Annotated in this window: 27 protein-coding genes; 14 read left to right on the top strand and 13 right to left on the bottom strand. The window is 64.0% G+C overall.

Annotated features, from left to right (window positions below; genetic code table 11):
- Nucleotides 1–20 precede the first annotated feature (20 nt).
- From K288_RS0135555 to K288_RS47490, 5 genes are all read left to right on the top strand, one after another.
- The gene (locus K288_RS0135555; RefSeq protein ID WP_027583822.1) at nucleotides 21–947 is read left to right on the top strand and encodes a SurA N-terminal domain-containing protein; all 927 of its coding nucleotides are present in this window, start codon (nucleotides 21–23) and stop codon (nucleotides 945–947) included.
- Between the two features lie 2 nt (nucleotides 948–949).
- Nucleotides 950–1,954, top strand: coding sequence for a 4-hydroxythreonine-4-phosphate dehydrogenase PdxA (pdxA, locus tag K288_RS0135550; RefSeq protein ID WP_027583821.1), 1,005 nt, complete (start codon nucleotides 950–952; stop codon nucleotides 1,952–1,954).
- Nucleotides 1,951–2,817, top strand: a complete 867-nt coding sequence (gene rsmA / locus K288_RS0135545; protein WP_027583820.1) for a 16S rRNA (adenine(1518)-N(6)/adenine(1519)-N(6))-dimethyltransferase RsmA — start codon at nucleotides 1,951–1,953, stop codon at nucleotides 2,815–2,817. The genes pdxA and rsmA overlap by 4 nt, the downstream gene beginning before the upstream one ends.
- Before the next feature lie 12 nt (nucleotides 2,818–2,829).
- A complete protein-coding gene (locus K288_RS0135540; RefSeq protein WP_027583819.1) occupies nucleotides 2,830–3,888 on the top strand; it encodes an alcohol dehydrogenase in 1,059 nt (352 codons plus the stop codon).
- A 394-nt stretch (nucleotides 3,889–4,282) separates the two neighbouring features.
- Nucleotides 4,283–5,203, top strand: coding sequence for a hypothetical protein (locus K288_RS47490; protein WP_152535824.1), 921 nt, complete (start codon nucleotides 4,283–4,285; stop codon nucleotides 5,201–5,203).
- Nucleotides 5,204–5,310: 107 nt separating this feature from the next.
- Here the strand turns inward: K288_RS47490 and gmk are convergent, their stop codons facing one another.
- The 9 genes from gmk to K288_RS0135485 all read right to left on the bottom strand — a co-directional run bounded on the left by gmk (nucleotide 5,311) and on the right by K288_RS0135485 (nucleotide 14,084).
- Nucleotides 5,311–5,991: a guanylate kinase gene (gmk, locus tag K288_RS0135525; RefSeq protein WP_027583818.1), complete on the bottom strand. Its 681-nt coding sequence runs from the start codon at nucleotides 5,989–5,991 to the stop codon at nucleotides 5,311–5,313.
- A 3-nt stretch (nucleotides 5,992–5,994) separates the two neighbouring features.
- On the bottom strand, nucleotides 5,995–6,882 hold the full coding sequence (locus tag K288_RS0135520; protein ID WP_027583817.1) for a YicC/YloC family endoribonuclease: 888 nt from the start codon (nucleotides 6,880–6,882) through the stop codon (nucleotides 5,995–5,997).
- A 109-nt stretch (nucleotides 6,883–6,991) separates the two neighbouring features.
- The gene (mltG, locus tag K288_RS0135515; RefSeq protein ID WP_027583816.1) at nucleotides 6,992–8,251 is read right to left on the bottom strand and encodes an endolytic transglycosylase MltG; all 1,260 of its coding nucleotides are present in this window, start codon (nucleotides 8,249–8,251) and stop codon (nucleotides 6,992–6,994) included.
- A gap of 270 nt (nucleotides 8,252–8,521) precedes the next feature.
- A complete protein-coding gene (gene fabF / locus K288_RS0135510) occupies nucleotides 8,522–9,787 on the bottom strand; it encodes a beta-ketoacyl-ACP synthase II (protein ID WP_027583815.1) in 1,266 nt (421 codons plus the stop codon).
- A 96-nt stretch (nucleotides 9,788–9,883) separates the two neighbouring features.
- Entirely contained in the window at nucleotides 9,884–10,123 is a 240-nt protein-coding gene (locus K288_RS0135505; protein ID WP_011441358.1) for an acyl carrier protein, read from the bottom strand.
- 293 nt (nucleotides 10,124–10,416) lie between these two features.
- Complete coding sequence (fabG, locus tag K288_RS0135500; protein WP_027583814.1) at nucleotides 10,417–11,154, bottom strand: 3-oxoacyl-[acyl-carrier-protein] reductase; 738 nt, start codon at nucleotides 11,152–11,154, stop codon at nucleotides 10,417–10,419.
- A gap of 98 nt (nucleotides 11,155–11,252) precedes the next feature.
- Nucleotides 11,253–12,206: an ACP S-malonyltransferase gene (fabD, locus tag K288_RS0135495; protein WP_027583813.1), complete on the bottom strand. Its 954-nt coding sequence runs from the start codon at nucleotides 12,204–12,206 to the stop codon at nucleotides 11,253–11,255.
- 139 nt (nucleotides 12,207–12,345) lie between these two features.
- Nucleotides 12,346–13,371, bottom strand: a complete 1,026-nt coding sequence (locus K288_RS0135490) for a fatty acid desaturase family protein (protein WP_027583812.1) — start codon at nucleotides 13,369–13,371, stop codon at nucleotides 12,346–12,348.
- Nucleotides 13,368–14,084, bottom strand: coding sequence for a TetR/AcrR family transcriptional regulator C-terminal domain-containing protein (locus tag K288_RS0135485; RefSeq protein ID WP_027583811.1), 717 nt, complete (start codon nucleotides 14,082–14,084; stop codon nucleotides 13,368–13,370). The genes K288_RS0135490 and K288_RS0135485 overlap by 4 nt, the downstream gene beginning before the upstream one ends.
- A gap of 329 nt (nucleotides 14,085–14,413) precedes the next feature.
- Here K288_RS0135485 and rpsF point away from each other — a divergent pair, with 329 nt between their 5' ends.
- From rpsF to rplI, 4 genes are all read left to right on the top strand, one after another.
- Nucleotides 14,414–14,890 (top strand): 30S ribosomal protein S6, encoded by a 477-nt coding sequence (gene rpsF, locus K288_RS0135480; protein WP_027583810.1) that lies wholly within the window; start codon nucleotides 14,414–14,416, stop codon nucleotides 14,888–14,890.
- A 5-nt stretch (nucleotides 14,891–14,895) separates the two neighbouring features.
- Nucleotides 14,896–15,135, top strand: coding sequence for a 30S ribosomal protein S18 (rpsR, locus tag K288_RS0135475; RefSeq protein WP_027583809.1), 240 nt, complete (start codon nucleotides 14,896–14,898; stop codon nucleotides 15,133–15,135).
- A 127-nt stretch (nucleotides 15,136–15,262) separates the two neighbouring features.
- Entirely contained in the window at nucleotides 15,263–16,234 is a 972-nt protein-coding gene (locus K288_RS0135470; RefSeq protein WP_027583808.1) for a DUF2232 domain-containing protein, read from the top strand.
- A 41-nt stretch (nucleotides 16,235–16,275) separates the two neighbouring features.
- Nucleotides 16,276–16,878 (top strand): 50S ribosomal protein L9, encoded by a 603-nt coding sequence (gene rplI, locus K288_RS0135465; RefSeq protein WP_027583807.1) that lies wholly within the window; start codon nucleotides 16,276–16,278, stop codon nucleotides 16,876–16,878.
- A 38-nt stretch (nucleotides 16,879–16,916) separates the two neighbouring features.
- On the opposite strand, the gene K288_RS0135460 is transcribed toward rplI, so the two are convergent.
- From K288_RS0135460 to K288_RS0135450, 3 genes are all read right to left on the bottom strand, one after another.
- Nucleotides 16,917–17,381, bottom strand: a complete 465-nt coding sequence (locus tag K288_RS0135460; protein ID WP_027583806.1) for a PaaI family thioesterase — start codon at nucleotides 17,379–17,381, stop codon at nucleotides 16,917–16,919.
- Nucleotides 17,378–17,986, bottom strand: coding sequence for a TetR/AcrR family transcriptional regulator (locus K288_RS0135455; protein WP_027583805.1), 609 nt, complete (start codon nucleotides 17,984–17,986; stop codon nucleotides 17,378–17,380). The genes K288_RS0135460 and K288_RS0135455 overlap by 4 nt, the downstream gene beginning before the upstream one ends.
- 154 nt (nucleotides 17,987–18,140) lie before the next feature.
- The gene (locus K288_RS0135450) at nucleotides 18,141–18,983 is read right to left on the bottom strand and encodes a hypothetical protein (protein ID WP_043161547.1); all 843 of its coding nucleotides are present in this window, start codon (nucleotides 18,981–18,983) and stop codon (nucleotides 18,141–18,143) included.
- 257 nt (nucleotides 18,984–19,240) lie between these two features.
- Here K288_RS0135450 and K288_RS0135445 point away from each other — a divergent pair, with 257 nt between their 5' ends.
- A complete protein-coding gene (locus tag K288_RS0135445; protein WP_027583803.1) occupies nucleotides 19,241–20,491 on the top strand; it encodes a cyclopropane-fatty-acyl-phospholipid synthase family protein in 1,251 nt (416 codons plus the stop codon).
- Nucleotides 20,492–20,493: 2 nt separating this feature from the next.
- Here the strand turns inward: K288_RS0135445 and K288_RS47485 are convergent, their stop codons facing one another.
- Nucleotides 20,494–20,700, bottom strand: a complete 207-nt coding sequence (locus K288_RS47485; RefSeq protein WP_043161545.1) for a hypothetical protein — start codon at nucleotides 20,698–20,700, stop codon at nucleotides 20,494–20,496.
- Nucleotides 20,701–20,816: 116 nt separating this feature from the next.
- Here K288_RS47485 and K288_RS55560 point away from each other — a divergent pair, with 116 nt between their 5' ends.
- The 4 genes from K288_RS55560 to K288_RS0135420 all read left to right on the top strand — a co-directional run bounded on the left by K288_RS55560 (nucleotide 20,817) and on the right by K288_RS0135420 (nucleotide 24,798).
- Nucleotides 20,817–20,939: a hypothetical protein gene (locus K288_RS55560; protein WP_256378872.1), complete on the top strand. Its 123-nt coding sequence runs from the start codon at nucleotides 20,817–20,819 to the stop codon at nucleotides 20,937–20,939.
- A gap of 280 nt (nucleotides 20,940–21,219) precedes the next feature.
- Nucleotides 21,220–22,719 (top strand): replicative DNA helicase, encoded by a 1,500-nt coding sequence (locus K288_RS0135430; protein ID WP_027583802.1) that lies wholly within the window; start codon nucleotides 21,220–21,222, stop codon nucleotides 22,717–22,719.
- 42 nt (nucleotides 22,720–22,761) lie between these two features.
- A complete protein-coding gene (alr, locus tag K288_RS0135425; RefSeq protein ID WP_027583801.1) occupies nucleotides 22,762–23,994 on the top strand; it encodes an alanine racemase in 1,233 nt (410 codons plus the stop codon).
- Between the two features lie 33 nt (nucleotides 23,995–24,027).
- Nucleotides 24,028–24,798, top strand: a complete 771-nt coding sequence (locus tag K288_RS0135420; protein WP_027583800.1) for an exodeoxyribonuclease III — start codon at nucleotides 24,028–24,030, stop codon at nucleotides 24,796–24,798.
- Nucleotides 24,799–25,399 lie beyond the last annotated feature (601 nt).

Here is a 25,399-nt window from a genome sequence, read left to right as displayed (position 1 = left end):
ACCGTATGGCTGAGATGACCATGACGACCTTGCCCCCTCGCTTTTCGGCTCTGGCCTGCGCCCTCGCGCTGGCGTTGATGCTCTGCGGCACTTCGCCGCTTAAAGCGCAGACTGTAGCCGTCATGGTCAATGGCGAGCCGATCACCAACTACGACGTCGAGCAGCGCAGCAAGCTCAACTTCCTGACCACCCACAAGCAGTCGACGCGACAGGAAGTGATCGAGGAACTGATCGACGAAAAGGTGAAGATCAAGGAAGCCAAGAAATACGGCGTCGACCCCTCGTCCTCCGACATCGATCAATCCTATTCCGCGATGAGCGCGCGGATGCGGATATCGCCGGAGCAACTGACGAAGTCGCTCGAGAGCCAGGGCATTCGCGCCGACACGCTCAAGTCGCGCATCAGGGCCGACATGGTTTGGACCAGCCTGGTGCGTGGCCGCTACAAGGAAAGCCTCCAGGTCGGCGAGAAGGACGTTGCTGCCGCGGCGCAGGAAGGCGGCGAAAAGACCGAAGTCGAAGCCTTCGAATACAAGATGCAGCCGATCGTGCTGATCGTGCCGCGTGGCTCCACACCGGCCTTGGTCGAAGCGCGCAAGAAGGAAGCCGAGGGACTGCGCGAGCGCATCACGAGCTGCGACGAAGCCAACTCCTATTTCAAGACCATACCGAACGCGGCGATCCGTGACACTGTCACCAAGACTTCGGGCGACATCCCGCCAGCCATTCGCGAGGTGCTCGACAAGACCCCGGTCGGCCATATGACCCCGCCGGAGATCACCAAGCAAGGCGTGGAGATGGTCGTGCTGTGCGGTCGCAAGACGACGATGATCGACTCGCCGAAGAAAAAGGAAATCCGCGAGAAGATGTACGCCCAGAAATATGAGGCGAAATCGAAATCCTATCTGCAGGAAGTCCGCAAAGCGGCCATGATCGAATATCGCTGATGATGTCGAAGCCCCTTGCGCTGACATCCGGCGAACCCGCAGGTATCGGCCCCGACATTGCGCTTGCCGCATGGTTGCGGCGTGATGAACTGAAGCTTCCGCCGTTTTATCTTGTTGGCGACCGCGATTTCCTCGCTGACCGCGCTCACCGTCTTGGCCTTGCGGTCGAGCTCGCCGATACCTTCCCCGAAGAGGCGCTCGGCACATTTGCAAGAGCGTTGCCCGTGGTTCCGGCCGGCAAGCCGGCGACGGCGCGGCCCGGCACGCCGGATGCAACCAGCGCGGATGCCGCGCTATCCTCGATCCGGCGCGCAGTCGCCGACGTCATGGCCGGCAAGGCCGCCGCTGTCGTCACCAACCCGATCGCCAAGAACGTGCTCTATCGCGCCGGCTTCGGTCACCCCGGGCACACTGAATTCCTGGCCGAGCTCGCGGCCAGGAACGGGGTCGCGCCACAGCCAGTGATGATGCTGTGGTCGCCCGAACTCGCCGTCGTGCCCGTGACGATCCACCTTTCGCTGCGCGAAGCGCTCGCATTGCTCACGACGGACCTGATCGTCTCGACGGCCCGCATCGTGGTGGCTGACATGAAATCCCGCTTCGGACTTGCCCATCCGCGTCTCGTGGTATCAGGCCTCAATCCGCATGCCGGCGAAGACGGTACGCTCGGCACCGAAGATATCGAGATCGTGGCGCCGGCAGTCGAGATCCTGCGCGGCGAAGGCATCGACGTCCGCGGACCGTTGCCGGCGGATACGCTGTTCCACAGGGCGGCGCGCGCGACCTATGACTGCGCGATCTGCATGTATCACGACCAGGCGCTGATCCCGATCAAGACCATCGCCTTCGAGGACGCGGTCAATGTCACGCTGGGCCTGCCGTTCGTCCGGACCTCGCCCGATCATGGAACGGCATTCGACATCGCCGGGACCGGCCGCGCCAATCCGTCGAGCCTGATCGCGGCGCTGCGGCTGGCTGCGAGGATGGCCGCGACGAAGCCTGAATGAGCGCGATCGACGATCTGCCGCCGCTGCGCGAGATCATTCGCGAACACTCCTTGTCGGCGCGCAAGTCGCTCGGTCAGAATTTCCTGCTCGACCTCAATCTCACCGCACGGATCGCGCGCGCCGCGGGTCCCCTCGAAGACTCGACCGTGATCGAGGTCGGCCCCGGCCCAGGCGGATTGACCCGGGCACTGCTCGCGCTCGGCGCCAAACGCGTGATCGCCATCGAGCGCGACGAGCGGGCGCTGGCTGCGCTCGATTACATCGTGAAGCGATACCCCGGACGGCTCGAGATCGTGCACGCCGACGCACAGCATTTCGATCCTCGTCCGCTGCTCGATGGCGGCAAGGCGAAGATCGTTGCCAACCTGCCTTACAACATCGCAACCCAGCTTCTGGTCGACTGGCTCTCGATCGAACCGTGGCCGCCCTGGTACGACATGATGGTGCTGATGTTCCAGCGCGAGGTCGCCGAGCGGATCGTCGCGCAGGAGAACGGCGAAGCCTATGGCCGGCTCGCCGTGCTCGCCAACTGGCGCGCAGAAACAAAGATCCTGTTCGACATTTCGCCATCGGCCTTCGTGCCACAGCCGAAGGTCACCTCGTCGCTGGTACGATTGATACCACGCGCCGCGCCCGAGCCTTGTGACCGCCGCATGCTGGAACAGATTGCGGCCGCAGCGTTCGGCCAGCGCCGCAAGATGCTGCGCCAGAGCCTGAAGTCGCTTTCGGTCGATCCGGCCCGGCTCGCCGCTGCAGCAAATATCGATACCACCCGCCGCGCTGAAACTATTCCCATCTCCGGCTTTGTTGCCATGGCCCGTGAATTGGCCAATATACGAAACACAACATCGAACATTGCCTAAGGAGTGAACGCCATGGCGCAAATGGTACGCCAGTCCCTCGTCAAATTTGATGCGCCGTTGTGCGAGACCATCGTCGAGACGCCGAAGCCGCAAGGACGCGAAGTCCTGGTCCGCATCGAGCGTTGCGGGCTCTGCCATTCCGATCTGCACATCCAGGATGGTTACGCCGACCTCGGTGGCGGCAAGAAGCTCGACACCACACGCGGCATGACCCTGCCCTTCACGCTCGGCCACGAGATCGCCGGTGTCGTCGCGGAAGTCGGTCCCGACGTTCCAGCCGACCTGATCGGAAAGAAGAAAGCCGTCTTTCCTTGGATCGGCTGCGGCCAGTGCCGCGATTGCCTCAATGGCGATGAGAACCTCTGCGTCAAGCAGCGTTTCGTGGGCGTCTCCATCGACGGCGGCTTCGCCAGCCATGTGCTGGTGCCCGATGCAAAATACCTGCTCGACTACGATCCACTTCCGGTCAACCAGGCGGCTACGCTGATGTGCTCGGGCGTCACCGCCTACGGCGCGCTGAAGCGATTGGTGGATCGCCCGCGGCAGCGCAACCTGCTGCTGATCGGCCTCGGCGGCGTCGGCATGATGGGACTTTCCTTCGCGCAGGCGATGTTCAAGCAACCGATCTCGGTCGCCGACCTCAGCCCGGCAGCGCGCGAGACGGCGCTGCAGAACGGCGCAGCGGTCGCCTACGACCCGGCCGAGCCAGATGTCTTCAAGCGCATCCTGAAAGAGACCGAAGGCGGATTTGACGAAGTCGTCGATTTCGCAGGCAACGAGAAGTCCATGGCGTTTGCGGTCTCCGTGCTGGCGCGCGGCGGCAAGATCGTGGTCTCCGGCCTGATGGGCGGCACTTTCAGCCTGCCGATGGTGCAATGGGTCTATAAGCGCATGACCATCGAGGGCTTCATGGTTGGGACGCTGGCCGAGGGCCAGGAATTGATGGCGCTCGCGCGTGCCGGCAAGATCAAGCCGACGCCGATGCGGGAAGAACCGATGGCCGACGTCCAGAAGTGGATCGACCAGTTGCGCGCCGGCAAGGTGGTCGGACGCATCGTTCTCAAGAACTGAGTGATCTAGCGCGTTTTCGAGCGAAGTGGACACCGGTTCGCGTGAAGAAAACGCGTCAAAACAAGAATCTAGAGCTTCGGTTCTGATTCAATCAGAACCGAAAATGCTCTGGCGCTTCGGTCGGCAATGCCAACGGCATTACCGTGATCAGTACCGGCCGCATCTCGAGCCGTTCCGGCTCGGGAAGCTTTCGGCAGTCCGACGGCTGCGTCGGCCGTTGGACCGCCTCCAAGCAATAGCTATCGGGTGCATCCCCAGGCCCCGATCTGCCGCAATTGAGGCGGCCGGCGAGCCCCAATTAAGCCCTACCCGCTCCGGATTTGCGGCGCATTGCGACCCAACTTCCTACCGACAGTTAGGGGTTAAGGGGTAGCCGGTGTTATCGGGGATGTAGATGTCAAAGCGTACCGCCCAATTCATTTCAGCACTTGTTGCCACGATGCTGGCGGGTGCCAGCTTCACTGCCACAGCGGAAAACGGAACCGAGACTGCCGACGGCGCCAAGACCGCCGACACCTGCCTGGCGGCTCCAAAGGCGACCGCGCCTGCGGGAAGCCATTGGTATTATCGCCTCGATCGTTCCTCCAAGCGCAAGTGCTGGTATGTGCGCGAAGAGAGCAGCAAGACGGCGAAGGCCGCGGCCGTAAAGCAGGAAGCTCCGCCGCCGGTCGAAGCCGCCGCTGACCAGCCCCAGCCCGCCGCCAGCATCAGCCCGTCGGTCGCGGATGCGCGCGCCGAGCTGACTCAACCCCAGACGGACATCAAACAGAATCCAGCCTCCGCCCTCGACAGCGCGTCCCCCTCGGTCAGCGCTCCCGGCCCCGGCTCGCTGGTTTCGACACGCTGGCTTGACCAGTCGAGCATGGCCGCGTCGGGCAGCAAGGTCGCTGCCGCCGATACGGCTGCGAGCCCGCCGGATGAGCCCGAGGCAGCATCGCAACCCGCTCCGCCGCCGGCGCCCGCCGCCGCCGCGCATTCGACGGTCGAGAAGCAATCGACGCAGACGCTGCTGTTCATCATGGCGGGGACGCTTGCGCTCGCCGGCCTGGTCGGCGGCCTTATCTTCCGTCTCAACCGGGCGAGCGCGCCGCCTTACGAGGTCGACAATGAATGGCGCGCGCCCTGGGACCGCGAGCATGGCGAGCGCGCCCCGCAGCTGGCCGCCCAGCACAACGAGAGTCCACCGCATCCGGTCGAACCACAGCGCCCACGTCGCATCGAAGCTGAGCAGCCCCAGCCGGAGCCCTCGTTTGAAGAGACGCAGCGCGAGATCAAGGAAATGCTGGCGCGCCTGGCGAAAAGCGCGACGGCCTGAGCATATTCGGTTCTGATGGAATCAGAACCGAAACTCCAGATTCTAGTTTGGACGCGTTTTCTTCACGCGAACCGGTAACCACTTCGCTCGAAAACGCTCTGGCTAGACTACTTCTCAAGCTGGCGCTGCAGGTTGCGCACGAACTCGGTGAGGCCAGTGCGGCGCTCGCGTTTCAGCCGCTCCGCCTTCAGGATGGACTGCACTTCGGCGAAGGCGTGATCGACGTCCTGGTTGATGACGATGTAGTCGTACTCGGCCCAATGGCTGAGTTCGTGGGTAGCGCGATTCATCCGCCCGCGGATCACGTCCGCAGCATCCTGCGCGCGGGTGTGCAGGCGCCTTTCGAGATCGGCCGCAGACGGCGGCAGGATGAAGACGCTGACCACGTCGGCGCGCGCCTTCTCGCGCAATTGCTGCGTGCCCTGCCAGTCGATGTCGAACAGCACATCCTGTCCGGCCGATAGCGCGGCCTCGACGGGCCGGCGCGGCGTGCCGTAGCGATTGTCGAACACGGTCGCCCATTCGAGCAACTCGCCCTGCGCGACCATCTTCTCGAATTTCGCCTTGTCGACGAAGAAATAATCGCGGCCCTCGACCTCGCCCGGCCGCATCGGCCGCGTCGTCGCCGACACCGACATCTTCAAGCCAGGCATCCGCTCGATCAGCAGCCGCGACAGCGTGGTCTTGCCGGCGCCTGACGGCGACGACAGCACGAACATCAGTCCGCGCCGCTCGACCCCGTCAAACCCTTGAGCCTGTCCTTGGGCCTCTCCTTGGGCCGCCGTCATGCCTCACTCCAGATTCTGAACCTGCTCGCGGAACTGCTCGACCACGTTCTTCATCTCGAGCCCGGTATTGGTGAGTTCGATATCGTTCGATTTCGAGCAGCAGGTGTTGACCTCCCGATTGAACTCCTGCGCCAGGAAATCAAGCCGGCGCCCGATCGGTCCACCCTTGCCGATCATCTCACGCGTCTGTGCGACGTGAGAAGCGATGCGGTCGAGTTCCTCGCGGATATCGGCCTTGGTCGCGATCAGGATCGCTTCCTGATTCAGCCGATCCGCATCAAATCGATCGGAAGTTTCGAGCAGCGCCGCGACCTGTTCGGCGAGCCGCGCGCGGATCGCCTCGGGCTTGCGGCCCGGTGCCGCTTCCGCCTTCCTGGCGAGCCGTTCGATCTCGTCCATCCGCTGGATCAGCACTTGCCCGAGCGCCGTGCCCTCGCGGCGGCGCATTTCAACCAGATGGGCAAGCGCCTGCTCGAAGGCCAGCGCAGCGGCCTCTCTTGCCGCCTTGTCCTCGGCCTCGTCGCTTTCCGGCTCGACCACCTCGATCACGCCCTTGATGCCGAGCAACCCGTCGATGCTCGGCGCCACCGCGTCGATCCTCTGCGCCAGTGTGCCCGCAACCTTCACGATCGAGGCCAGCACGTCTTCGTTGATGCGCACCGCCGACACGGCGTTGGTGCGTTTGACATTGAGATTGGCATAGACGGTTCCGCGCGACAGCACTTCGCTGGCGCGCTTCTTCACGACGGCGTCAAGCTCGTCCCAGCCCGGCGGCAGCCGCAGCCGCAGGTCAAAGCCCTTGGCATTGACCGACTTCAGTTCCCACTCGAAGGTGTAGGGGCCGCTGGCGCCATGGCTTCGGGCAAAACCGGTCATGCTCGATAGGGCCATCGCATAAAACTTTCTGGCAAGAGATGTAAGACTCGCTGGAACGCGTGCGACCTTAGGCCGAATTACCGAAAAGTGGAATTACGTTCGCGCGCGGCGGCGACATCCAGACTCAGCGCTCGACCACGGGCGGCGACGTGGTCGACTGCGCCGCCCCCTGCCGCGCCGGCCGCGTGGGCTTCCTGGAGTTGGCCGGCGGCTTGGGCGGCGTGGTTGCAGTCGGGTTGGTGTCGGCCGGTGTGCTGGCGGCGGGCGGCGGCGGATCGTCTGCCGGCTCGACCGTGTCGTTCTGGATCTGCTTTTCCAGCGAACGCAGCTTGGCCACGTTCTTCTGGTGCTGATCATAGGTCTCGGTGAAGGTATGCCCGCCGCTGCCGTCGGCAACGAAGAAGAGATCGCGGGTGCGGGCCGGATTGGCCGCGGCCTCCAGTGAAGCGCGGCCGGGATTGGCGATCGGGCCCGGCGGCAGGCCGTCGATGACGTAGGTGTTGTAGGGCGACGGCTGCGTGATCTCGCTGCGCTTGATCGGCCGGCCGAGCGTTCCCTTGCCGCCGACCAGGCCGTAAATGATCGTCGGGTCCGACTGCAGCTTGATCTTCTGCCGGAGCCGATTGACGAACACCGCCGAGACGCGGCTGCGCTCATCGGCCCGGCCGGTCTCCTTCTCGACGATCGACGCCAGCGTCACGAGTTGCTCCGGCGTCCTGACCGGAATGTCCGGATTGCGGCGCTCCCAGATTTCCGCCAGCACGCGCTTCTGGGTCTGCTGCATGCGCTGGATCACCTGCTCGCGCGTGGTGCCGCGCGGGAATTTATAGGTCTCCGGCAACAGCGTGCCCTCGCGCGGAATCTCGCGCACCGAACCCGTGAAGATGTCGTTGTCCGACAGCCGCGCCACGATCTGCTCCGAGGTCAGGCCTTCGGGAACGGTAACCGCATGCTGCACCACCTTGCCTTCGACGATGGTGCCGATGACGTCACGCAGGCTCGCGTTCTTCTGGAACGAATACTCACCGGGCTTGAGATCGGAACTTGCCTTCATCGCAAACACGCTGCCGATGAACACCCAGGGATTGACATCGATGACGCCCTCGCGCTGCAGGATGTCGGCGATGTCGCGTTTGCCGGCACGCTGCGGAATGTTGACGATCTTGTCGTCCTCCAGCGGTCCCGACGCTTCCAGGGTCTGCCTTCCGTAGTAATAGGCAGCGCCTGCACCGATCATCAGAAGGATCAGCAGGGTGATGACGGCGTTGCCGACCACGACGAACGGATTGCGGGCACGGTCCGACCGTCTCGGCGGCGGCGGCACCTGTTCAGGCTCCAGCGCGGCGCGCGGACTTCGCGGTGAAATGGGCGGCCTCTCACTCATCGATTCGACCTGAATCCTGCCGGTTCAATCGTGGCCTGACAAATCTGAAGTCCTGCCAATATAATCAATACTATACGAGTATGCGCCCGCGCCTGGAAGTTATCGGCGATTGCGGCAAAACGGTGAACTGGCTCCAATTCCCCTGCTGGGGCATGACCCGGAAAAATGGAAACCCGTTCTCTCTTCCGACGAACGCGCAGCGTTCGCGAAGAGACCATGCACAAACAAAGAGGTTAGATCATGATCCGATTCGATCAATCGGCTCATGATCTAGTTGATAACACGCTGCAGGATCACGGAAGCGTTAGTGCCTCCGAAACCGAACGAGTTGGACAACGCGACATTGATCTCTCGCTTGCGCGGCGTGTGCGGCACGAGATCGATCGCCGTCTCCACCGACGGATTGTCGAGATTGATGGTCGGCGGGACGACGTTGTCGCGAATCGCCAGGACGCTGAAGATCGCCTCGATCGCGCCGGCGGCGCCCAGCAGATGTCCGGTCGACGACTTCGTCGACGACATCGACACTTTCGACGCGGCATTGCCGAGCAGCCGCTCGACCGCGCCGAGTTCGATCTCGTCGCCGACCAGCGTCGAGGTGCCATGCGCGTTGATGTAGTCGATATCGGACGGCGTCATGCCGGCGCGCTTCAACGCAGCCGACATGCTGCGAAAACCGCCGTCTCCGTCCGGCGACGGCGAAGTGATGTGGTAGGCGTCGCCCGAGAGTCCGTAGCCGACGACCTCCGCATAGATCCTCGTGCCGCGCTTTTTCGCGTGCTCATATTCCTCGAGCACGACAATGCCGGCGCCCTCGCCCATCACGAAACCGTCGCGGTCCTTGTCGTAGGGACGCGACGCCTTGGTCGGCGTCTCGTTGAAGCCGGTGGACAGGGCGCGCGCCGCGCAGAAGCCAGCCATGCCGATCCGGCAGATCGGCGACTCCGCGCCGCCGGCCACCATCACCTCGGCATCTCCCAGAGCGATCAGCCGCGCAGCATCGCCGATGGCATGCGCACCCGTCGAACAGGCGGTGACGACCGAATGGTTCGGCCCCTTCAGGCCGCGCTCGATCGAGACGTAGCCGGATGCCAGATTGATCAGCCGGCCCGGAATGAAGAACGGCGACACTTTGCGCGGACCGCGCTCCTTGAGCAGGATCGCCGTGTCGGCGATGCCCGAGAGGCCGCCGATGCCGGAGCCGATCAGGGTGCCGGTCGCGCACTTGTCCTCTTCGTTCTCGGGATGCCAGCCGGCATCGTCGAGCGCCTGCTTGGCCGCGCACATCGCGAAGATGATGAAGTCATCGACCTTGCGCTGGTCCTTCGGCTCCATCCACTGGTCGGGATTGAAGGTGCCCTCGCTGCCATCGCCGCGCGGCACCACGCAGGCCACCTGGCTCGGCAGATCGGAGACGTCGAAGGTCTCGATCCTGCGCGCCCCACTGCGGCCATCGAGGATACGAGCCCAGCTGATGTCGACGCCACAGCCGAGTGGTGTAACCATGCCCAGCCCGGTGACGACAACACGTCTCATATCAAGAACTCCGTCCCGAAGTGCGCGGTGAATAACAAGAAACCGGGGGACCGCCTGACAACGGTCCGTCCGGCTTCATCGGCACCGCGAAGGGCGTCAGCTTTTCGCGTTCTTCTCGAGAAACTTCGTCGCGTCGCCGACCGTCAGGATCGTCTCCGCGGCGTCGTCGGGAATCTCGCAACCGAATTCTTCTTCAAATGCCATTACGAGCTCGACCGTGTCGAGACTGTCTGCGCCGAGGTCATCAATGAAACTTGCGCCGTCCACCACCTTCTCCGGCTCAACGCCAAGGTGCTCGACCACTATCTTCTTTACCCGCTCGCCAATCTCACTCATCGTTCACCCTCGTCATTGTTCCATTGGACCCGACCCCAGGACGATACGAGCCATCGTGGTCGTGTAGTTTCCCTAAGCTGTCGCGCATAGTCTTGATTCGGCGGTCGTGGCCGACTAAGTCCCGGCGAACGGCAGGCGTCGCAACGCCAATATACAGGGTTTCAAAATCCTGCAATGGCGTTCTTTGCCCATCCGCGGCTGGTTCGGTTATCATAATTCCCTAGCCTTGACTATAAGCCCCGCCCGGTCGCCGGTAGGGCATTCCGCCACGCAAAAACGCTCCGGTAACCCGCTCAAAACATGGCCATTCCGCCATTGACGTGAATGGTCTGTCCGGTCACGTAGGCTGCCTCGTTGGAGGCGAGGTAGACGGCGGCGGCAGCGATGTCTTCGGACGTCCCGAGTCGCGCCGCAGGAACCTTTGCCAGGATGGCCTCGCGCTGCTTGTCGTTCAGCGCATCCGTCATGGGCGTCTTGATGAAGCCCGGCGCAATGCAATTGGCGGTCACGCCACGCTTGGCATATTCCGCGCCGAGCGTCTTGATCAGGCCGATGATGCCGGCCTTCGATGCGGTGTAGTTGGCCTGGCCGGGATTGCCGGTCACGCCGACGATCGAGGTGATGGCAATGATGCGGCCGAAGCGCTTGCGCATCATCAATTTGGTGGCGGCGCGCGCAAGACGGAAGGTCGCAGTCAGGTTGATCGCGATCACCTCGTCCCAATCCTCGTCGCGCAGCTGCACGAAGAGATTGTCGCGCGTGATCCCGGCGTTGGCGACGAGGATATCGACCTGCCCCAGCGCGGTTTCCGCCGCAGGCACCAGCGCCTCGACTTCGGCAGTGTTGGAGAGATTGCATGGCAGGACGTGAACACGCTCGCCGAGCTTGGCTGCAAACGCATCCAGCACCTCACGCCGCGTGCCCGAGATCGCAACGGTCGCGCCCTGAGCGTGCAGCGCCTGCGCGATCGCGCCGCCAATGCCGCCGGTCGCGCCGGTGACCAGGGCGGTCCTGCCCGTCAAATCAAACATCACGATCTCCTTTCGGCTCTCTTAGAGCATGATCTCCGCGCAAACGCATCGCGTTTATCGCGCCGGAAAACCGGTACTCACTATTTCCCGATCATGCTTCAGGCCGAAGCGGCCAATGCATCCTTGGCGGCGGCGATGTCACCGGGACCGCCGACCGAAACTCCCACCGCGCCATCGGCGATGCGCTTGACCAGTCCTGTGAGGACCTTGCCGGCGCCGATCTCGAAGAAGCGCGTCACGCCCTTGCTTGCCATATAGGCGACCGACTCGCGCCAGCGCACCGTGCCGGTGACCTGCTCGATCAGCCGGCGGCGGATCTCGTCGGGATCGGTGATGGCGCTAGCGAGCACGTTCGAGACCAGCGGCGCAGCCGGCGCCTTGATCGTGACACCCGTTAATGCCTCGGCCATGGCGTCGGCCGCCGGCTGCATCAACTTGCAATGGAAAGGAGCCGACACCGGCAGCAGCATCGCTCGCTTGGCACCCCTGCCCTTGGCGATCTCGACCGCGCGATCGACGGCGGCCTTGTCGCCGGAAACCACAACCTGTCCGCCGCCATTGTCATTGGCCGCCTGGCACACTTGGCCCTGGGCGGCTTCGTTGGCGACCGCCATCGCCGCTTCGTAGTCGAGGCCGAGCAGCGCGGCCATGGCGCCGACGCCGACCGGCACCGCCTTCTGCATTGCAAGGCCGCGGGTGCGCAACAGGCGCGCGGTATCGCTGACGCTGAGGCTGCCGGCGGCGGCCAGTGCCGAATACTCGCCAAGCGAATGGCCCGCGACAAAGGCCGCGTTGCGGCCGACCGAGAATCCAGCCTCGGTCTCGAGCACCCGCAGCGTCGCGATCGACACCGCCATCAGTGCCGGCTGGGCATTCTCGGTGAGTTGCAGGGTTTCGGCCGGACCGTCCCAGATGGTCCCGGTCAGCTTCTCTCCCAGCGCGGCGTCGACCTCGTCGAACACCGCCCGGGCCACTGGAAAGGCATCGGCGAGGGCCTTGCCCATGCCGACCGCCTGCGACCCCTGCCCCGGAAAAGTGAATGCTGCCGTCATGGCGCTCCCAAGCTGTTTGGGCATGATCTCCGGGAAAGCCGGTTTCCGCTGCTCCGGATCATGCTCTGGACGGGGCGTAAGACACCGTCCAGGGCTGGGATGTCAAGCCGCGTTGCGGCATTGGAATGGGGACTTTCCCCTAGAACCCGCCGGCCCTCTGGTCCGCGCCCACTTCCGCGCCAGCCCTCGCCCGGCGTGCGCTGCTCACCAATTGCCCCGGCCGATCCTCGTTGTCCGGCTTCGCGGTCGCCAGCCTCAGCACCGCGAGATAGCCCGGCTGCACCTCCATGTGGCCGGCATGCCGGCTTTCGCTGAGAATGCGGTGAACCCGAGGCAGGTTGTAGCACGGGACATAGAACAGCAGGTGATGCTCGAGGTGATAGTTTACGTAATAAGGAGCGACGAACAGCCGCTCGAGGAAGTTGGCGTGCGTGGTGCGGGTGTTGCGCAGCGGATCGTGGCTGTCGGGAACAACAGCGTGCTCAGCGATGTTGCGGATGCGGGTGATCACCATCATCCAGGTGAGCAGCGGAACCAGCCATAGCAGTGGATAAGCCCACCACACACCGGCCGCCGCGAGCCCTGCAAACAGGAGCCCGTTGACGACGAATTGCGGCCCGAGTTTCTCCCAGAAATGCGCGGCGCGCTGCCGCGATGGCCATTGCTTCGGCCCGAGTGCATTGAGCAGTTGCGCCTTGCGCTGCTGATAGCCGGTCTGGCCGGTGATGTCGCGAATGAACTTGCGCCGGTAGCTCAACTGCGTGATCGGAAACGGCGCCGACAGCACGAGGTCGGGATCATCCTCCTGCTGCGTGCGCGCATGATGCTGCAGGTGATAGCGGCGATAGGCCCGCGTCTCCGCAAAGATCGGATAGGCGCAGAACCATTGGCTCAATGTCAGGTTGGTCTTCTCGTCCGCGGAAAGGCATCCGTGCGCGCCATCGTGCATCAGGATCGCGAGCCCGAGTTGGCGCGAGCCGATGATCGCGACGGCGAGAAGATATGTCAGCGGATTCGGCCACCACGCCACCAGCACGATCGCGCCTGATATCAGCGCCCAGGCATGCGCAATCAGCGCAACGCCCTTCAATGTCGAGCGTTGGCGGACGGCGATCAGTTGTTCCTCGGTCAGGAAGTCACGGGCGCGGATGCGAAGCGCGGTCATGACGAAGCCTCCTCGTCGCTTGAGGTGGAAGTGGATGTGCTGGAATCGCGGACCAGGCGCAGACGCCTGTTGTTGTCGCTGGATACGGCGGTGGCCTGCTCGCCGAGCACGCGCAGCATCTCGCTGCAAAGCGCCTCCGCGGGGCGGCCCATCGCGTAGCCTTCGAGGATGACACCGATCGCAACCGCCCAGAACCGCCGCGAGGTCGCGGCGGGGTCGCGCAGCGTGCGCCAGCCGTGCCGCTCGATCTGCCCCGCATAGGCGCGCAGCCCTTCGCTGTGCAGCCGCTCGATAGTTCGCTCCACCAATGGCGCCAGATCCTGACGGCGCCGCGTCAGGGTCAGCGCCTCCGCGAAGAAGGCGACCGAATCGGTCGCAGTCACCGTCTCGACCAGCGCCCGCGTGTAGTCCCGCGGCGTCTCCGCCCGCAGCGCAGCCTGCTCCGCGGCGCGTGCGACATAGAGCATGTCGCGGCAGGCCGCCTCGACGAAGAGCGCTTCCTTGGTGCGGAAGTAGTAGGTGATCTGGCTCGGAAAGGCGTCCGCGGCAGCCGCAATGTCGGTGATCGAGGCACCGGCGAGGCCCTGTTCCTTGAACAAGCGACTTGCGGCGTCGAGCAGCAGCGAACGCATCTTGCGCCCGGCAGCGCGGGTGGCCCGAACGGCATGTTTTGGATCAGTTCCCGACGGTTCGGAAGTCGGTCTGGCCGCCATTATGCGTCTCCTCGATTTATTTGTATGACATATAAACAAATAAATCAATACGGAACTGGACGACCCGCTACGGTCCGGATAGACCCGCCGACGCAAAACCTCGCCGGCAACCTTGCCAAGACGCGCAAAATCCTTATAAAGCCCGCCATCCGTGGGCCCCGGCCGGGAGCTGAACGGACGGTCTCAGCAATTTCACTTGTTGATTTTGATGTGGCAGGGCCAGTCGGCCCGTCGTCCCGTGCTTCCGCCTTCTGAGCAACGTCGAGTCCTTTCCGAAGGTCTCGAAGGGCTTGTCGCTGGGGACCGCGCCAACTTTAGAAAGGACACCCATGGCTCTTTACGAGCATGTTTTTCTCGCGCGCCAGGACGCGAGCACACAGCAGGTTGACGAGCTCACCGCGCAGGTGACCGGCATCGTCGAACAGGCCGGCGGCAAGGTCACCAAGACCGAGAACTGGGGCGTGCGTTCCCTCACCTACCGCATGAACAAGAATCGCAAGGCGCATTTCGTGCTGATGAATCTCGACGCGCCGTCGGCCGCGATCAGCGAGATCGAGCGCCAGGAGCGGATCAGCGAAGACGTCATCCGCTATCTCACCGTCCGCGTCGAAGAGCTTGAGGAAGGCCCGTCGGCGATGATGCGCAAGGCCGACCGTGACCGCGAGCGCGATGATCGTGGCGGCGGTTTCCGCGGTGACCGCGAGGGCGGTGGCTTCCGTGGTGACCGTGATCGTGATGGTGGCGGCTTCCGCGGCGACCGTGGCCCGCGCCGTCCGCGCGATGAAGACGCTGCGACCGAGGAGTAAGAATCATGGCCGAAGCCGGTGCCCGCCGTCCGTTTTTCCGTCGCCGCAAGTCCTGCCCGTTCACGGGACCGAATGCGCCGAAGATCGACTACAAGGATTCCAAGCTGCTGATGCGTTACGTCTCCGAGCGCGGCAAGATCGTGCCGAGCCGCATCACCGCCGTTTCCGCCAAGAAGCAGCGTGAACTCGCCCGCGCCATCAAGCGCGCGCGCTTCCTCGGCCTCTTGCCCTACGTGATCCGCTAATCAATCCGGTCCCCAGCGCCTCGCGCGCTGCGGACCATTTACTCATAAGGCTTCCGGGTCGTCCGGTCGCCGATGGTTGGGGTTCTCAAGCAGGACCTCTAACCGCTCGAAAGGGGCGGGACAGCTGATGATCGCGACATTGCTCATTGCCATCGCCGCTGGCAGCGCGTCGGCGCTGATGTTCGCCTCGATGATTTCGGGCGCGATGATCTCGCTGTTGCTGTTCTGGCTCGCGCCGCTGCCATTGATGATGGCGGGACTGGGCTGGGGTCCGCTCACGGCAACGATTGGCGGGATTGCGGCCGCGCTGGGCCTCGGTGCGATCTTCGGCCTGCCCTATTGCATCACCTTCGTCATCATGGTTGCGCTGCCGGCCTGGTGGCTCGGGCACCTTGTGCTGTTGGGACGCCCAAGTGCCGACCTGAACCCCGCCAGCGGATCTGCGCCGGGGACGGTCAACCTCGAATGGTATCCGGTCGGCCGGATCCTGCTCTGGATCGCGGGCTTTGCCGTGCTCACCACGATGGCGGCCCTGCTCACGCTCGGCACCGACGCCGGCAGCATCGCGGCAGCCATGAAGCGTGGCCTGATGCGGGTTCTGGACTCGCGTATGGTGACGGCGAACGCCGACATGGAACGCGTGGTCGACGCGATGGTAGCGGTCGCACCGCTCGCCGCGGTCATTGTCACGATGATCTCGTTGACGATCAATCTTTGGCTGGCGACCCTGATCACGGCAACCTCGGGCCGCCTGCGACGTCCGTGGCCCGACCTGCGGGCGACGGCGCTACCCGCGATGACATTGGTGGCTTCGTGCGCCGCCATCGCCTTCTGCTTCACGAGCGGCCTGCTGGCCATCCTCGCGCAGGTGACGACCACTGCCCTGATGGCGGCTTATGCGCTCACGGGTTTCGCCGTCCTGCACACGGTGACCCAATCGCTCAATAGCCGCACATTCTGGCTGAGCTGCGCCTATGCCGTGGTCGTGATCTTCACCTGGCCGGTAATGGCGATGGTGGTGCTTGGAATAGCCGATGCGCTGTTTGGATTGCGCCAACGCTACCTGCGGAGCAGGCCGCCACCACTCCCTGCATCCTGAACTCAACCGATCAACCAAACCACGATTGAAGGAGAAGCAATATGGAAGTCATTCTTTTGGAACGTGTCGCCAAGCTCGGCCAGATGGGCGAGGTCGTGAAGGTGCGCGACGGCTTTGCGCGCAATTTCCTCTTGAAGCGCGGCAAGGCGCTGCGCGCCACCACCGATAACCGCGCCAAGTTCGAGGGCATGAAGGCCGATCTCGAGGCGAACAACCTCAAGGCCAAGTCCGAAGCCAGCAAGGTTGCCGAGAAGATCGACGGCCGCGAGATCGTGATCATTCGTCAGGCCTCCGAAAGCGGTCAGCTGTTCGGCTCGGTCTCGGTGCGCGACATCGTCGCGGCACTGGAGACCGACGGCATCATCGTCAGCCGCCCCCAGGTCTGGCTGGACTCGCCGATCAAGGTGATCGGCCAGCAGAAGGTGACGATCGCCGTCCACCCCGAGGTCGAGACCAGCATCACCGTGATCGTCGCGCGCAGCGCGGAAGAAGCCGACCGCATCAAGCGCGGCGAGGACATCTCGACCCGCCAGGAAGACCAGGACGCCGCAGCCGAGGCGCTCGCCGCCGCCGGCGAGTTCTTCGATCCGGAAGCGCAGCAGGAGGAGCCGGTGGAGCCGGCGCCGGCTGCCGAGGAGAAATAAGCCTCTTCGTATACGGCGAGATCAGAGCCCGGCCTCAATCAGGCCGGGCTTTCGATTCGCGCCGCAGCCTTCTCGTCCAGCATGGCGATGGAAGCGAGCGCGGTTGCGGTATGCTTCTCCTTGCCGTCAATCACGCAGAACACGTCGGCTGCGACGACGGCGACTTGTCGACCCGGCTTGATCACCCGCGCGCGGCAGATCAGGCGATCGCCGGATGCCGGCGACAACAGGTTCAATTTGTATTCGGCCGTGAGCGCCGCCTGGCCGCGCGTGGTCGCGGCAGCGATCGTGGTGGCGTTGTCGACCAGAAACGCCGTGACACCGCCGTGGAACAGGCCGTGCTGCTGCAACAGCTCCGGCCGCCGCGCGACCTCGATCGTGCAGGCGCCGCGGGTGAGCTCGGACAATTCTGCGCCAATGTGATTCGTGAAACCCTGGCGACCGACATTGTTGCGGATGCGCGTCGCGATCGGCGTGAAGTCGCGATCCAAATCCTCGGTCATGGCGTATCTCCGCTTCTCTCTGGCGCGCCGGGAGCGACAACGGCGCGGATCGCGCACGCAATCAGCATATCGGCCTGCTCCCTCGGATCGGCGCGGTCGCGGCCCGACAGGTAGGCGCGGCAAAAGATCTGCGCGGGTCCGATGATCTGGCTGATGAAAACGATTGGCGACATCGGCAACAGTCCGGCGCTCGAAAGCAGGGGTGCACGCCAATTCTCGATCCCGTCAGCGAGCCGCACATTCTCGGTGCGCTGCGCGTCACGAAGCTCGTCGCTCCATTCGCTGCGCGATATCTCGAACAGGAAGCGCGCTTCGCGCCGATTGGTCACGACCCAGTCGAGATGGGCGCGGATCAGTCGCCCGACCCCTTCCCGCGCGCCGCAGGACCGGTCGAGCACCGCGAGCATCACGGCGTGATAGCGCTGCAGGATGTCCAGAAACAGGGTGCCGGCAAGCGCCTTCTTCGATCCGAAGAAGTGGAAGAAGCTGCCGTTGGAGGCCCGTGCACGAGTCCGGATGGCCGCAACTGTCGCGCCCTCAAACCCATCGCGGTCGAAGACCGCCAGACCGGCGGCCAACAGGTCCTCTCGCGCCGTCGTTGCCATGCTCCGCTCCCTAGAGCTTCACTCTAGAGCAATACTCTAATCACGGTCAAGTTTGGCCATGATGCGGGCATGCGTCTTGGGCGCCCCTATCGCGAGGCCAAAAGGATCGGTGGACTGGTTGATACGGCCAACGAAGGTGACGGCGTGAACGCCGTCACTGCTGCGCTGCCGGAGCCGCCGGAGTAGCCGTAGAGGGGCTTGCGGACGGTTCAGGCGCACTCGGAGCTGCAGCGGATGCCGGCGGCGCTGGCTCGCTGCCGCCGTTTTCTTTCGGCGCATCGACCTTGGCCGCTTCCGGCTTGCTTTCGGACGCAGGCTTGGCGGCATCGCCCTTCGGCGTCGCTTCCACGGCGGGCTCAGACTGCTTGGCAGGCTCGGGCTTGATTTCCTCGCCGGGTTTGCTGCGCTTGCCTAGCTTCTGCTTCGCGCCTGGCCTGGGCTCGGTCGCCTGCTCCGGGCTGGTTGCGTCCGGCGCCGCCTCGCTCGGCTGCGGCGACCGCTTGGCGCGCTTGTGCCGCCTGCCCTCGCCCTGTGGATTGAGGCCATCAACATCGGGCCTGGCTGCCTGCTGCGCATCGGGTGCGGGCTCAGACGTGCTCCACGGAAACAAGAACCTGCGGCTGGGCCGCTCCGGTTCCGAAGCGGCGGCCGGGTGCGCGGCTTCCTGCTGCTTCGCGTCCTTGCCGCGCTTGGCCTGCTCCTGGCGGCCCTGATATCGGGGGTCGCTGGCGCCGTTGGAAACGAGATAGGACGCCAGCAGCGAGGCCCTGTCGCTGCTCGTGGTGTAGTGCTGGCGAAGGAATCCCGGGAGCGCCGATGGGCTGACGGTCTTGAGCAGCCCTCGGGCCGACTTGTGGCAGGCGCTGCAGGTGCCCGCAAAAATCTGTGAGGGAGCCTTGCCAGCCTCGAGATTGGTCGGCTGGGCATGCGCCGCGTTCGCGGCAAGGCCGGCGACAACAAGCATCACCGTCGCGAAAATGAGCGCTCGGCCCGACATCCCCCACACTCCTGATCGTGGAAACGCCCTCCGGCCCTGCTCGATCCGGTAGCGGCGGGCTTCTTTTAGCCGATTGTAGGGCGAATGGAAGCGCGGTCGTGGTCCATCCACGCAATTGTCACATTCGGGAATATCCGCTTTGACTACAACGCAGTAGCACTCCCCCCCGATCACACCTATTGTGATGTTGACTCACACTGGAACCATCTGTTCCAGTGTGAGTCAGAGGTAACGGCCGGTCGCTCTGTGGTGCTTCAATGGACCGTTTGTTGCGTTATTTCTTGGGGCAGTTCGTTCGCCGTGGTGCGCTTACGGTCACGACTGCAAGTGGGGCGAAGTTCAGCTGCGGCGACGGCGCCGGGCAGCCGGTTTCGGTGCGGTTCCTGACGACAGCCGCCGAGCGGAGGATTTTGCTCGATCCCGAGCTTTACTTCGGCGAATCGTTCATGAATGGGACCTTCGTCGTCGAGAATGGCTCGATTGCGGACGCGCTTGCCATCCTGATGGGCCAACCGGACATGCTGCCGCGCTGGGCCAAGCCGCAATGGCTCCTGCGCTATCTCGGAAGGCACATCTGGCAGTTCAATCCACGCGGCCGGTCGAGGCGCAACGTCGCTCACCACTATGATCTTGATGGCCGGCTCTATTCCCTCTTCCTCGACGCCGACAAGCAATACAGCTGCGCTTATTTCGAGACGCCGGATGCCACGCTGGATGACGCCCAGCTCGCCAAGAAGCGCCATCTCGCCGCCAAGCTCGTGGTGCGGCCTGGCCAGCGCGTGCTCGATATCGGTTCCGGCTGGGGTGGGCTTGGCCTCTATATCGCCGAGATGACAGGCGCCGATGTCACCGGCGTCACGCTCTCCACGGAACAGCTCCAAGTTTCGAACGCGCGGGCGGCGGAGAAGAACCTCTCCCAATCGGCGCGCTTCGTGCTCGAGGACTATCGCGACATCCCCGGCCCGTTCGACCGCATCGTCTCGGTCGGCATGTTCGAGCATGTCGGCGTCGACTTCTACGAGACCTTTTTCCGCCGCTGCGCCGAATTGCTGACCGACGACGGCGTGATGGTACTGCACTCGATCGGCCGGTCCACGGGGCCTGACGTCACCAGTCCCTGGATCGAGAAATACATCTTCCCCGGCGGCTATATCCCGGCGCTGTCCGAAGTGTTGCCCGCGATCGAGAAGGCCGGGCTTTTGGTCTGCGACATGGAGATCCTCCGCCTGCACTATGCCGAGACCTTGAAGGCCTGGCGCGAGCGTTTCATGGCGCGGCGCGAAGAGGCCGTCCGCCTTTATGACGAGCGCTTTGCGCGGATGTGGGAGTTCTATCTGGCGGCGTCGGAAATGTCGTTCCGCAAGCAGAACATGATGAATTTCCAGCTCCAGCTCACCAAGCGGCAGGGCGTCGTGCCGATCACCCGCGACTATATCGGCCAGGAAGAGGCCAAGCTCCGTGGCATCGAGCAGCGCGCGCGGCCGCGGCTGCAATTGGCGGGCGAATAGGTTCAGTTGCGGAAGCTGAAGGACGAGCCGTAACAGGGATAGGCTACGGCCGGGCGCGAAAGCCGCGCTTCGACGGCCGCGAGCACCTGCTTGTCGCAGGGAACATTGCGGATTTCCGGGCGTGACGCCTCCTCCATGGCGTCGATCAGCATCGACAGCCACCGTCGGTCGCCCTGTTCCGATTGCCGGATGTGAAATCGCTGGCTCATCGCTTAACTAACCCGAAACCCTTTGGTCCGTTCCCGCCTACCCTGCCGCAATAAAAATCATTCCCGTGTGAACTGGTTCACAAGGTGGACGGGCGGTTTGGGCGTAGACTACCGCCATGTCCCACGAGACCTACAGATCCTTGTTCGATCCGCCGCGCGACCTCAAAACCGACTACGCCCTGATCGCTGTGGGCATCGTCGCCGCTTTGGTCGCCTTCGCCTATCTCATCCTCACCTGAGATTGAGATAGAGGATCGAACACGCGCTGTTCCCTTGGATGTTGGTTCGTCCAAGGCGGAATTAGGTTCAGTCTGCCCCGAAACTTTCCTCGCGACTCGCCGCCACGCCTCCCTGACATCAGTCAAGCGTCGTGCACCCCCGCTACGTGATTCACACCTCGCTTGTGTGAATCGTGAATAAGGCGCATGGGCACTTCCGCTTCCGACGGGGGTGGCGCTTTATCGCCGCCCCTGCTCGGCGAACCCCAATAACGGCGAAATCCGAAGAATAATCTCGTCCATGGCAACTGATTCGAACGTCCTGAAGCTCGCGCCCGAGCCGGGCACACCGGCCTATCGCAGCGCGCCGCACAATATCGAAGCGGAACAAGGGCTCTTGGGCGCGATCCTGGTCAACAACGACGCCTTCTACCGCGTTTCCGATTTCCTCGAGCCGAAGCACTTCTTCGAGCCGCTCCACCAGACGATCTACGAGACTGCCGGTAGCCTGATCCGGATGGGCAAGGTCGCGACTCCCGTGACGCTGAAGACCTTCCTCCCGGCGGATACCGACATCGGCGGCATGACGGTTGCTCAATACCTCGCCCGTCTCGCGGCGGAAGCGACCACGATCATCAACGCCCAGGACTACGGCCGGACCGTCTACGACCTGGCCTTGCGGCGCGACCTGATCCGGATCGGCGAGGACATGGTCAACGTCGCCTATGAGGCGCCGGTGGATTTTGCGCCCCGTGCCCAGATCGAGGACGCCGAGCGCCAGCTCTACGAGCTCGCCGAGACCGGCCGCTATGACGGCGGCTTCCAACGCTTCGCCCAGGCGCTGACCATTGCCGTCGACATGGCCGCCAAAGCGTTCCAGCGCGACGGCAAACTGTCCGGCATCTCCACCGGCCTGCGCGACCTCGACACCAAGATGGGCGGCCTGCAGCCGTCCGACCTCATCATCGTCGCCGGCCGCCCCGGCATGGGCAAGACCTCGCTCGCGACCAACATCGCCTACAACATCGCCAGGGCCTATGAGGGCGAGGTGCAGGCCGACGGCAGCATCAAGGCGGTCCACGGCGGCGCGGTCGGCTTCTTCTCCTGCGAAATGTCGGGCGAGCAGCTCGCCACCCGTATTCTCGCCGAGCGCACCGGCATTCCCTCGAGCCACATCCGCCGCGGCGGCATCACCGAGATGGATTTCGAGAAGATCCGCGAATGCTCGATCGAGCTGCAGTCCCTGCCCTTCTACGTCGACGAAACCGGCGGCCTGTCGATCTCCCAGCTCACCGCGCGGGCGCGGCGGCTGAAGCGGCAGAAAGGCCTCGACCTCATCGTCATCGACTACATCCAGCTGCTGTCGGGATCGGGCAAGCGCGGCACCGACAATCGCGTCCAGGAAATCACGGAGATCACGACCAACCTGAAGGCGCTGGCCAAGGAATTGAACGTTCCGATCATCGCGCTGTCGCAGCTCTCGCGTCAGGTCGAAAACCGCGACGACAAGCGTCCGCAACTGGCCGACTTGCGCGAATCCGGTTCGATCGAGCAGGACGCCGACGTGGTGATGTTCGTGTACCGCGAGGAATATTACCTCGCCATGAAAGAGCCACGCCCTGGCACACCGGAACACGAGAAGTGGCAGACCGACATGGGCCTCGCGCATGGCAAGGCCGAAGTCATCATCGGCAAGCAGCGCCATGGCCCGACCGGCACGGTCGAACTGCACTTCGAAGCCAGCGTGACGCGGTTCGGCGACCTCGTCCATGACGGTCAACTGCCGGATCGGTCTTATTGATGCGCGGTTGAACCGATGCGATCGCCCGCGTAAAACGGCTGCATGAACGTCGCCTCCGATCCGAAATCGATCCCGCAGGGCGCGCAACTTGCGTCCGACGCCAACCAGCTCGCGGTGCCTCCGACCGCCACGGGCGTGCTGACCGTTGATCTTGACGCCGTCATCGCGAACTGGCGCAGGCTCGAGAAGACCGCGGTTCCGGCCGAATGCGGCGCCGTCGTGAAGGCCGACGGCTATGGCTGCGGCGCTGCACAGGTTTCGCGGGCATTGGCCGCCGCCGGCTGCAAGACGTTCTTTGTCGCCCATGTCGAAGAGGCGCGCGCCGTGCGCGAGGCGGTGCCGTCCGCCACCATCTATGCGCTCGGCGGCTTCTTCCAGAACACCGGCGACAGCTACGCCAAGTTCGACTGCCAGCCCGTGATCGGCGACCTCAACGAACTCGCCGAATGGGACGTGTTCTGCCGCCGCTCCGGCTGGTCGGGCGGCGCTGCGATTCACATCGACACCGGCATGAACCGGCTCGGGCTGACGATCAACGAGGCGCAAGGCATCATCCCGCGCATCAATGCCGGCGATCACGGCATCACGCTGGTGATGAGCCACCTGGTCGCCGCCGAGCAGCTCAACAGCCCGATCAACGCCAAACAGCTTGCGGCCTTCCGCGAGATCGCGAGCCTGTTCACCGGCGTGCCGGCGTCGCTTGCGAATTCCTCCGGCATCTTCCTTAGTCCTCAATTCCAGTTCGAGCTGGTGCGGCCGGGAGCCGCGCTCTACGGCGTCAATCCGACGCCCGAGGCCGACAATCCGATGCGGCCGGTGGTCGATCTCAAGGCCCGCATCGTGCAGATCCGCCACATCGATCGCGGCGAGACCGTCGGCTATGGCGGCACCTGGACCGCGCGGCGGCCGACGCGGTTGGCGGTCATCTCGGTCGGCTATGCCGACGGCTATTTCCGCGCGGCGAGCTCGAACGACGGCACGCGCGGCGCCGACGTTGTGGTCGCCGGCAGGCGCTGCCCAATCGCCGGCCGCATCTCGATGGACCTGATCGCCGTCGACATCACCGAACTCGACAAGAATGCGGTGCGGCGCGGCCACATGGTCACACTGATCGGCGAAGGCATCACGGTCGACGAAACAGCGCATCATTTCGGCACCATTGGCTACGAGGTGCTGACCAGCCTGGGTCCGCGGTACGCGCGCATCTACAAGGGCGGCAATCCCACGGAGGAGCCGCCGCCACCGCCAGCCGATCCCAGCAACGCTCCGGCCTGATCGGGTCAGCACGGATCGCGGTCGTCTCGACGCATGAAGATCGCGACCTTCAACATCAACAACATCAACCGCCGCCTGCCGAACCTGCTGCGCTGGCTCCGCGCGGCAAAACCCGATGTCGTCAGCCTGCAGGAACTGAAGGCGACCGATAGCGAGTTTCCGCTTCCCGCAATCGAAAGTGCCGGCTACGGCGCGGTGTGGCACGGGCAGAAGACCTGGAACGGCGTTGCGATCCTCGCGCGAAAAGCCGAGCCAGTGTTGACCCGCACCGCCCTGCCCGGCGACCGCACCGATCATGAGGCGCGCTATATCGAGGCTGCCGTCAAGGGCGTCATCGTCACCAGCCTCTATCTGCCGAACGGCAATCCGCAGCCCGGACCGAAATTCGACTACAAGCTCGACTGGTTCAAGCGACTGCGCGCGCATGCCGCGAAGTTGCTGAAGGAAGATGTCCCGGTCGTGCTCGCCGGCGACTACAACGTCGCGCCGACCGGGCTCGATATCTATCCGACGCGCTCCTGGGACAAGGATGCACTGATCCAGCCGAAGAGCCGCGCCGCCTTCAAGGCACTCGTCGATCAGGGCTGGTGCGACGCGATCCGCACGCTGCATCCGGCAAAACCGATGTTCACCTTCTGGGACTACAAGCGCAACCGCTGGCCGCGCGATGCGGGGCTGAGGCTCGATCATCTGCTGCTCAGTCCCACGCTCGCACCGCGTCTGACGAAAGCCGGCGTCGACCGCGACATCAGAGGCGAGGAAGGCGCAAGCGACCACGCGCCGGCGTGGATCGTGCTGCGGTGATCGTGCCGTAGGATGGGTAGAGCGAAGCGAAACCCATCGCGACGGAGCAAGCGACGCCAATGATGGGTTTCGCTTCGCTCTACCCATCCTACGATTCTCTCGCAATGACGGGGTGAGAGTCCGTGATTCAATTTTCAAACAGCTCTCCGCTGTCATCGTCCGCGAAGGCGGACGATCCAGTATTCCAGAGGCAGCAGTGCTTGAGCCGAGCGGCCGCCGGTTACTGGATGCCCCGCCTTCGCGGAGCATGACGGTGGAGTGTGTGAGGGGATGTGCGTTCGCATTCTCGCGGCGCATTTGCGTCCGAGGTTTGTATTCGTTCCGCCCTCTCATTGAACAGAGGGCGCAGGGAAAGCCGGGTGCTGGTTGCACCCGTGGGTCCCGTGCAACAAAAAGCACGGGGGTAGGACCACAGGTTCAACCGGAGCATTCCGGCTTTCCCTGCGCGATGGTGTTACGGCTTACTTCGTGCTCTCCCCGGTGACCGGCTATCTAATGCACACATCTTTGTTGCGAAGATCGGCGAAGACTGATTCCCTGATGAGAGGCGGTCTTGTGGAGGGAGGTCTTATGTCGATGGAGGTTGGACTGGGACGATTTG

Source organism: Bradyrhizobium sp. Ai1a-2 (assembly GCF_000426245.1).
GTDB lineage: Bacteria > Pseudomonadota > Alphaproteobacteria > Rhizobiales > Xanthobacteraceae > Bradyrhizobium.
This window is presented reverse-complemented; position numbering and strand designations above follow the sequence as displayed.

Coding starts and splice junctions, on each gene's coding strand:
- mltG (WP_027583816.1), bottom strand. CDS start 8,251: ATGAGTGAGAGGCCGCCCATTTCACCGCGAAGTCCGCGCGCCGCGCTG.
- K288_RS55560 (WP_256378872.1), top strand. CDS start 20,817: ATGTCCCACGAGACCTACAGATCCTTGTTCGATCCGCCGCGCGACCTC.
- K288_RS0135430 (WP_027583802.1), top strand. CDS start 21,220: ATGGCAACTGATTCGAACGTCCTGAAGCTCGCGCCCGAGCCGGGCACA.
- K288_RS0135460 (WP_027583806.1), bottom strand. CDS start 17,381: ATGACCGAGGATTTGGATCGCGACTTCACGCCGATCGCGACGCGCATC.
- rpsR (WP_027583809.1), top strand. CDS start 14,896: ATGGCCGAAGCCGGTGCCCGCCGTCCGTTTTTCCGTCGCCGCAAGTCC.
- K288_RS0135520 (WP_027583817.1), bottom strand. CDS start 6,882: ATGGCCCTATCGAGCATGACCGGTTTTGCCCGAAGCCATGGCGCCAGC.
- K288_RS0135555 (WP_027583822.1), top strand. CDS start 21: ATGACGACCTTGCCCCCTCGCTTTTCGGCTCTGGCCTGCGCCCTCGCG.
- K288_RS47485 (WP_043161545.1), bottom strand. CDS start 20,700: ATGAGCCAGCGATTTCACATCCGGCAATCGGAACAGGGCGACCGACGG.
- K288_RS47490 (WP_152535824.1), top strand. CDS start 4,283: ATGTCAAAGCGTACCGCCCAATTCATTTCAGCACTTGTTGCCACGATG.
- K288_RS0135420 (WP_027583800.1), top strand. CDS start 24,028: ATGAAGATCGCGACCTTCAACATCAACAACATCAACCGCCGCCTGCCG.
- K288_RS0135505 (WP_011441358.1), bottom strand. CDS start 10,123: ATGAGTGAGATTGGCGAGCGGGTAAAGAAGATAGTGGTCGAGCACCTT.
- rpsF (WP_027583810.1), top strand. CDS start 14,414: ATGGCTCTTTACGAGCATGTTTTTCTCGCGCGCCAGGACGCGAGCACA.
- rsmA (WP_027583820.1), top strand. CDS start 1,951: ATGAGCGCGATCGACGATCTGCCGCCGCTGCGCGAGATCATTCGCGAA.
- fabG (WP_027583814.1), bottom strand. CDS start 11,154: ATGTTTGATTTGACGGGCAGGACCGCCCTGGTCACCGGCGCGACCGGC.
- K288_RS0135450 (WP_043161547.1), bottom strand. CDS start 18,983: ATGTCGGGCCGAGCGCTCATTTTCGCGACGGTGATGCTTGTTGTCGCC.
- fabD (WP_027583813.1), bottom strand. CDS start 12,206: ATGACGGCAGCATTCACTTTTCCGGGGCAGGGGTCGCAGGCGGTCGGC.
- K288_RS0135445 (WP_027583803.1), top strand. CDS start 19,241: ATGGACCGTTTGTTGCGTTATTTCTTGGGGCAGTTCGTTCGCCGTGGT.
- rplI (WP_027583807.1), top strand. CDS start 16,276: ATGGAAGTCATTCTTTTGGAACGTGTCGCCAAGCTCGGCCAGATGGGC.
- K288_RS0135470 (WP_027583808.1), top strand. CDS start 15,263: ATGATCGCGACATTGCTCATTGCCATCGCCGCTGGCAGCGCGTCGGCG.
- pdxA (WP_027583821.1), top strand. CDS start 950: ATGTCGAAGCCCCTTGCGCTGACATCCGGCGAACCCGCAGGTATCGGC.
- fabF (WP_027583815.1), bottom strand. CDS start 9,787: ATGAGACGTGTTGTCGTCACCGGGCTGGGCATGGTTACACCACTCGGC.
- gmk (WP_027583818.1), bottom strand. CDS start 5,991: ATGACGGCGGCCCAAGGAGAGGCCCAAGGACAGGCTCAAGGGTTTGAC.
- K288_RS0135485 (WP_027583811.1), bottom strand. CDS start 14,084: ATGGCGGCCAGACCGACTTCCGAACCGTCGGGAACTGATCCAAAACAT.
- alr (WP_027583801.1), top strand. CDS start 22,762: ATGAACGTCGCCTCCGATCCGAAATCGATCCCGCAGGGCGCGCAACTT.
- K288_RS0135455 (WP_027583805.1), bottom strand. CDS start 17,986: ATGGCAACGACGGCGCGAGAGGACCTGTTGGCCGCCGGTCTGGCGGTC.
- K288_RS0135540 (WP_027583819.1), top strand. CDS start 2,830: ATGGCGCAAATGGTACGCCAGTCCCTCGTCAAATTTGATGCGCCGTTG.
- K288_RS0135490 (WP_027583812.1), bottom strand. CDS start 13,371: ATGACCGCGCTTCGCATCCGCGCCCGTGACTTCCTGACCGAGGAACAA.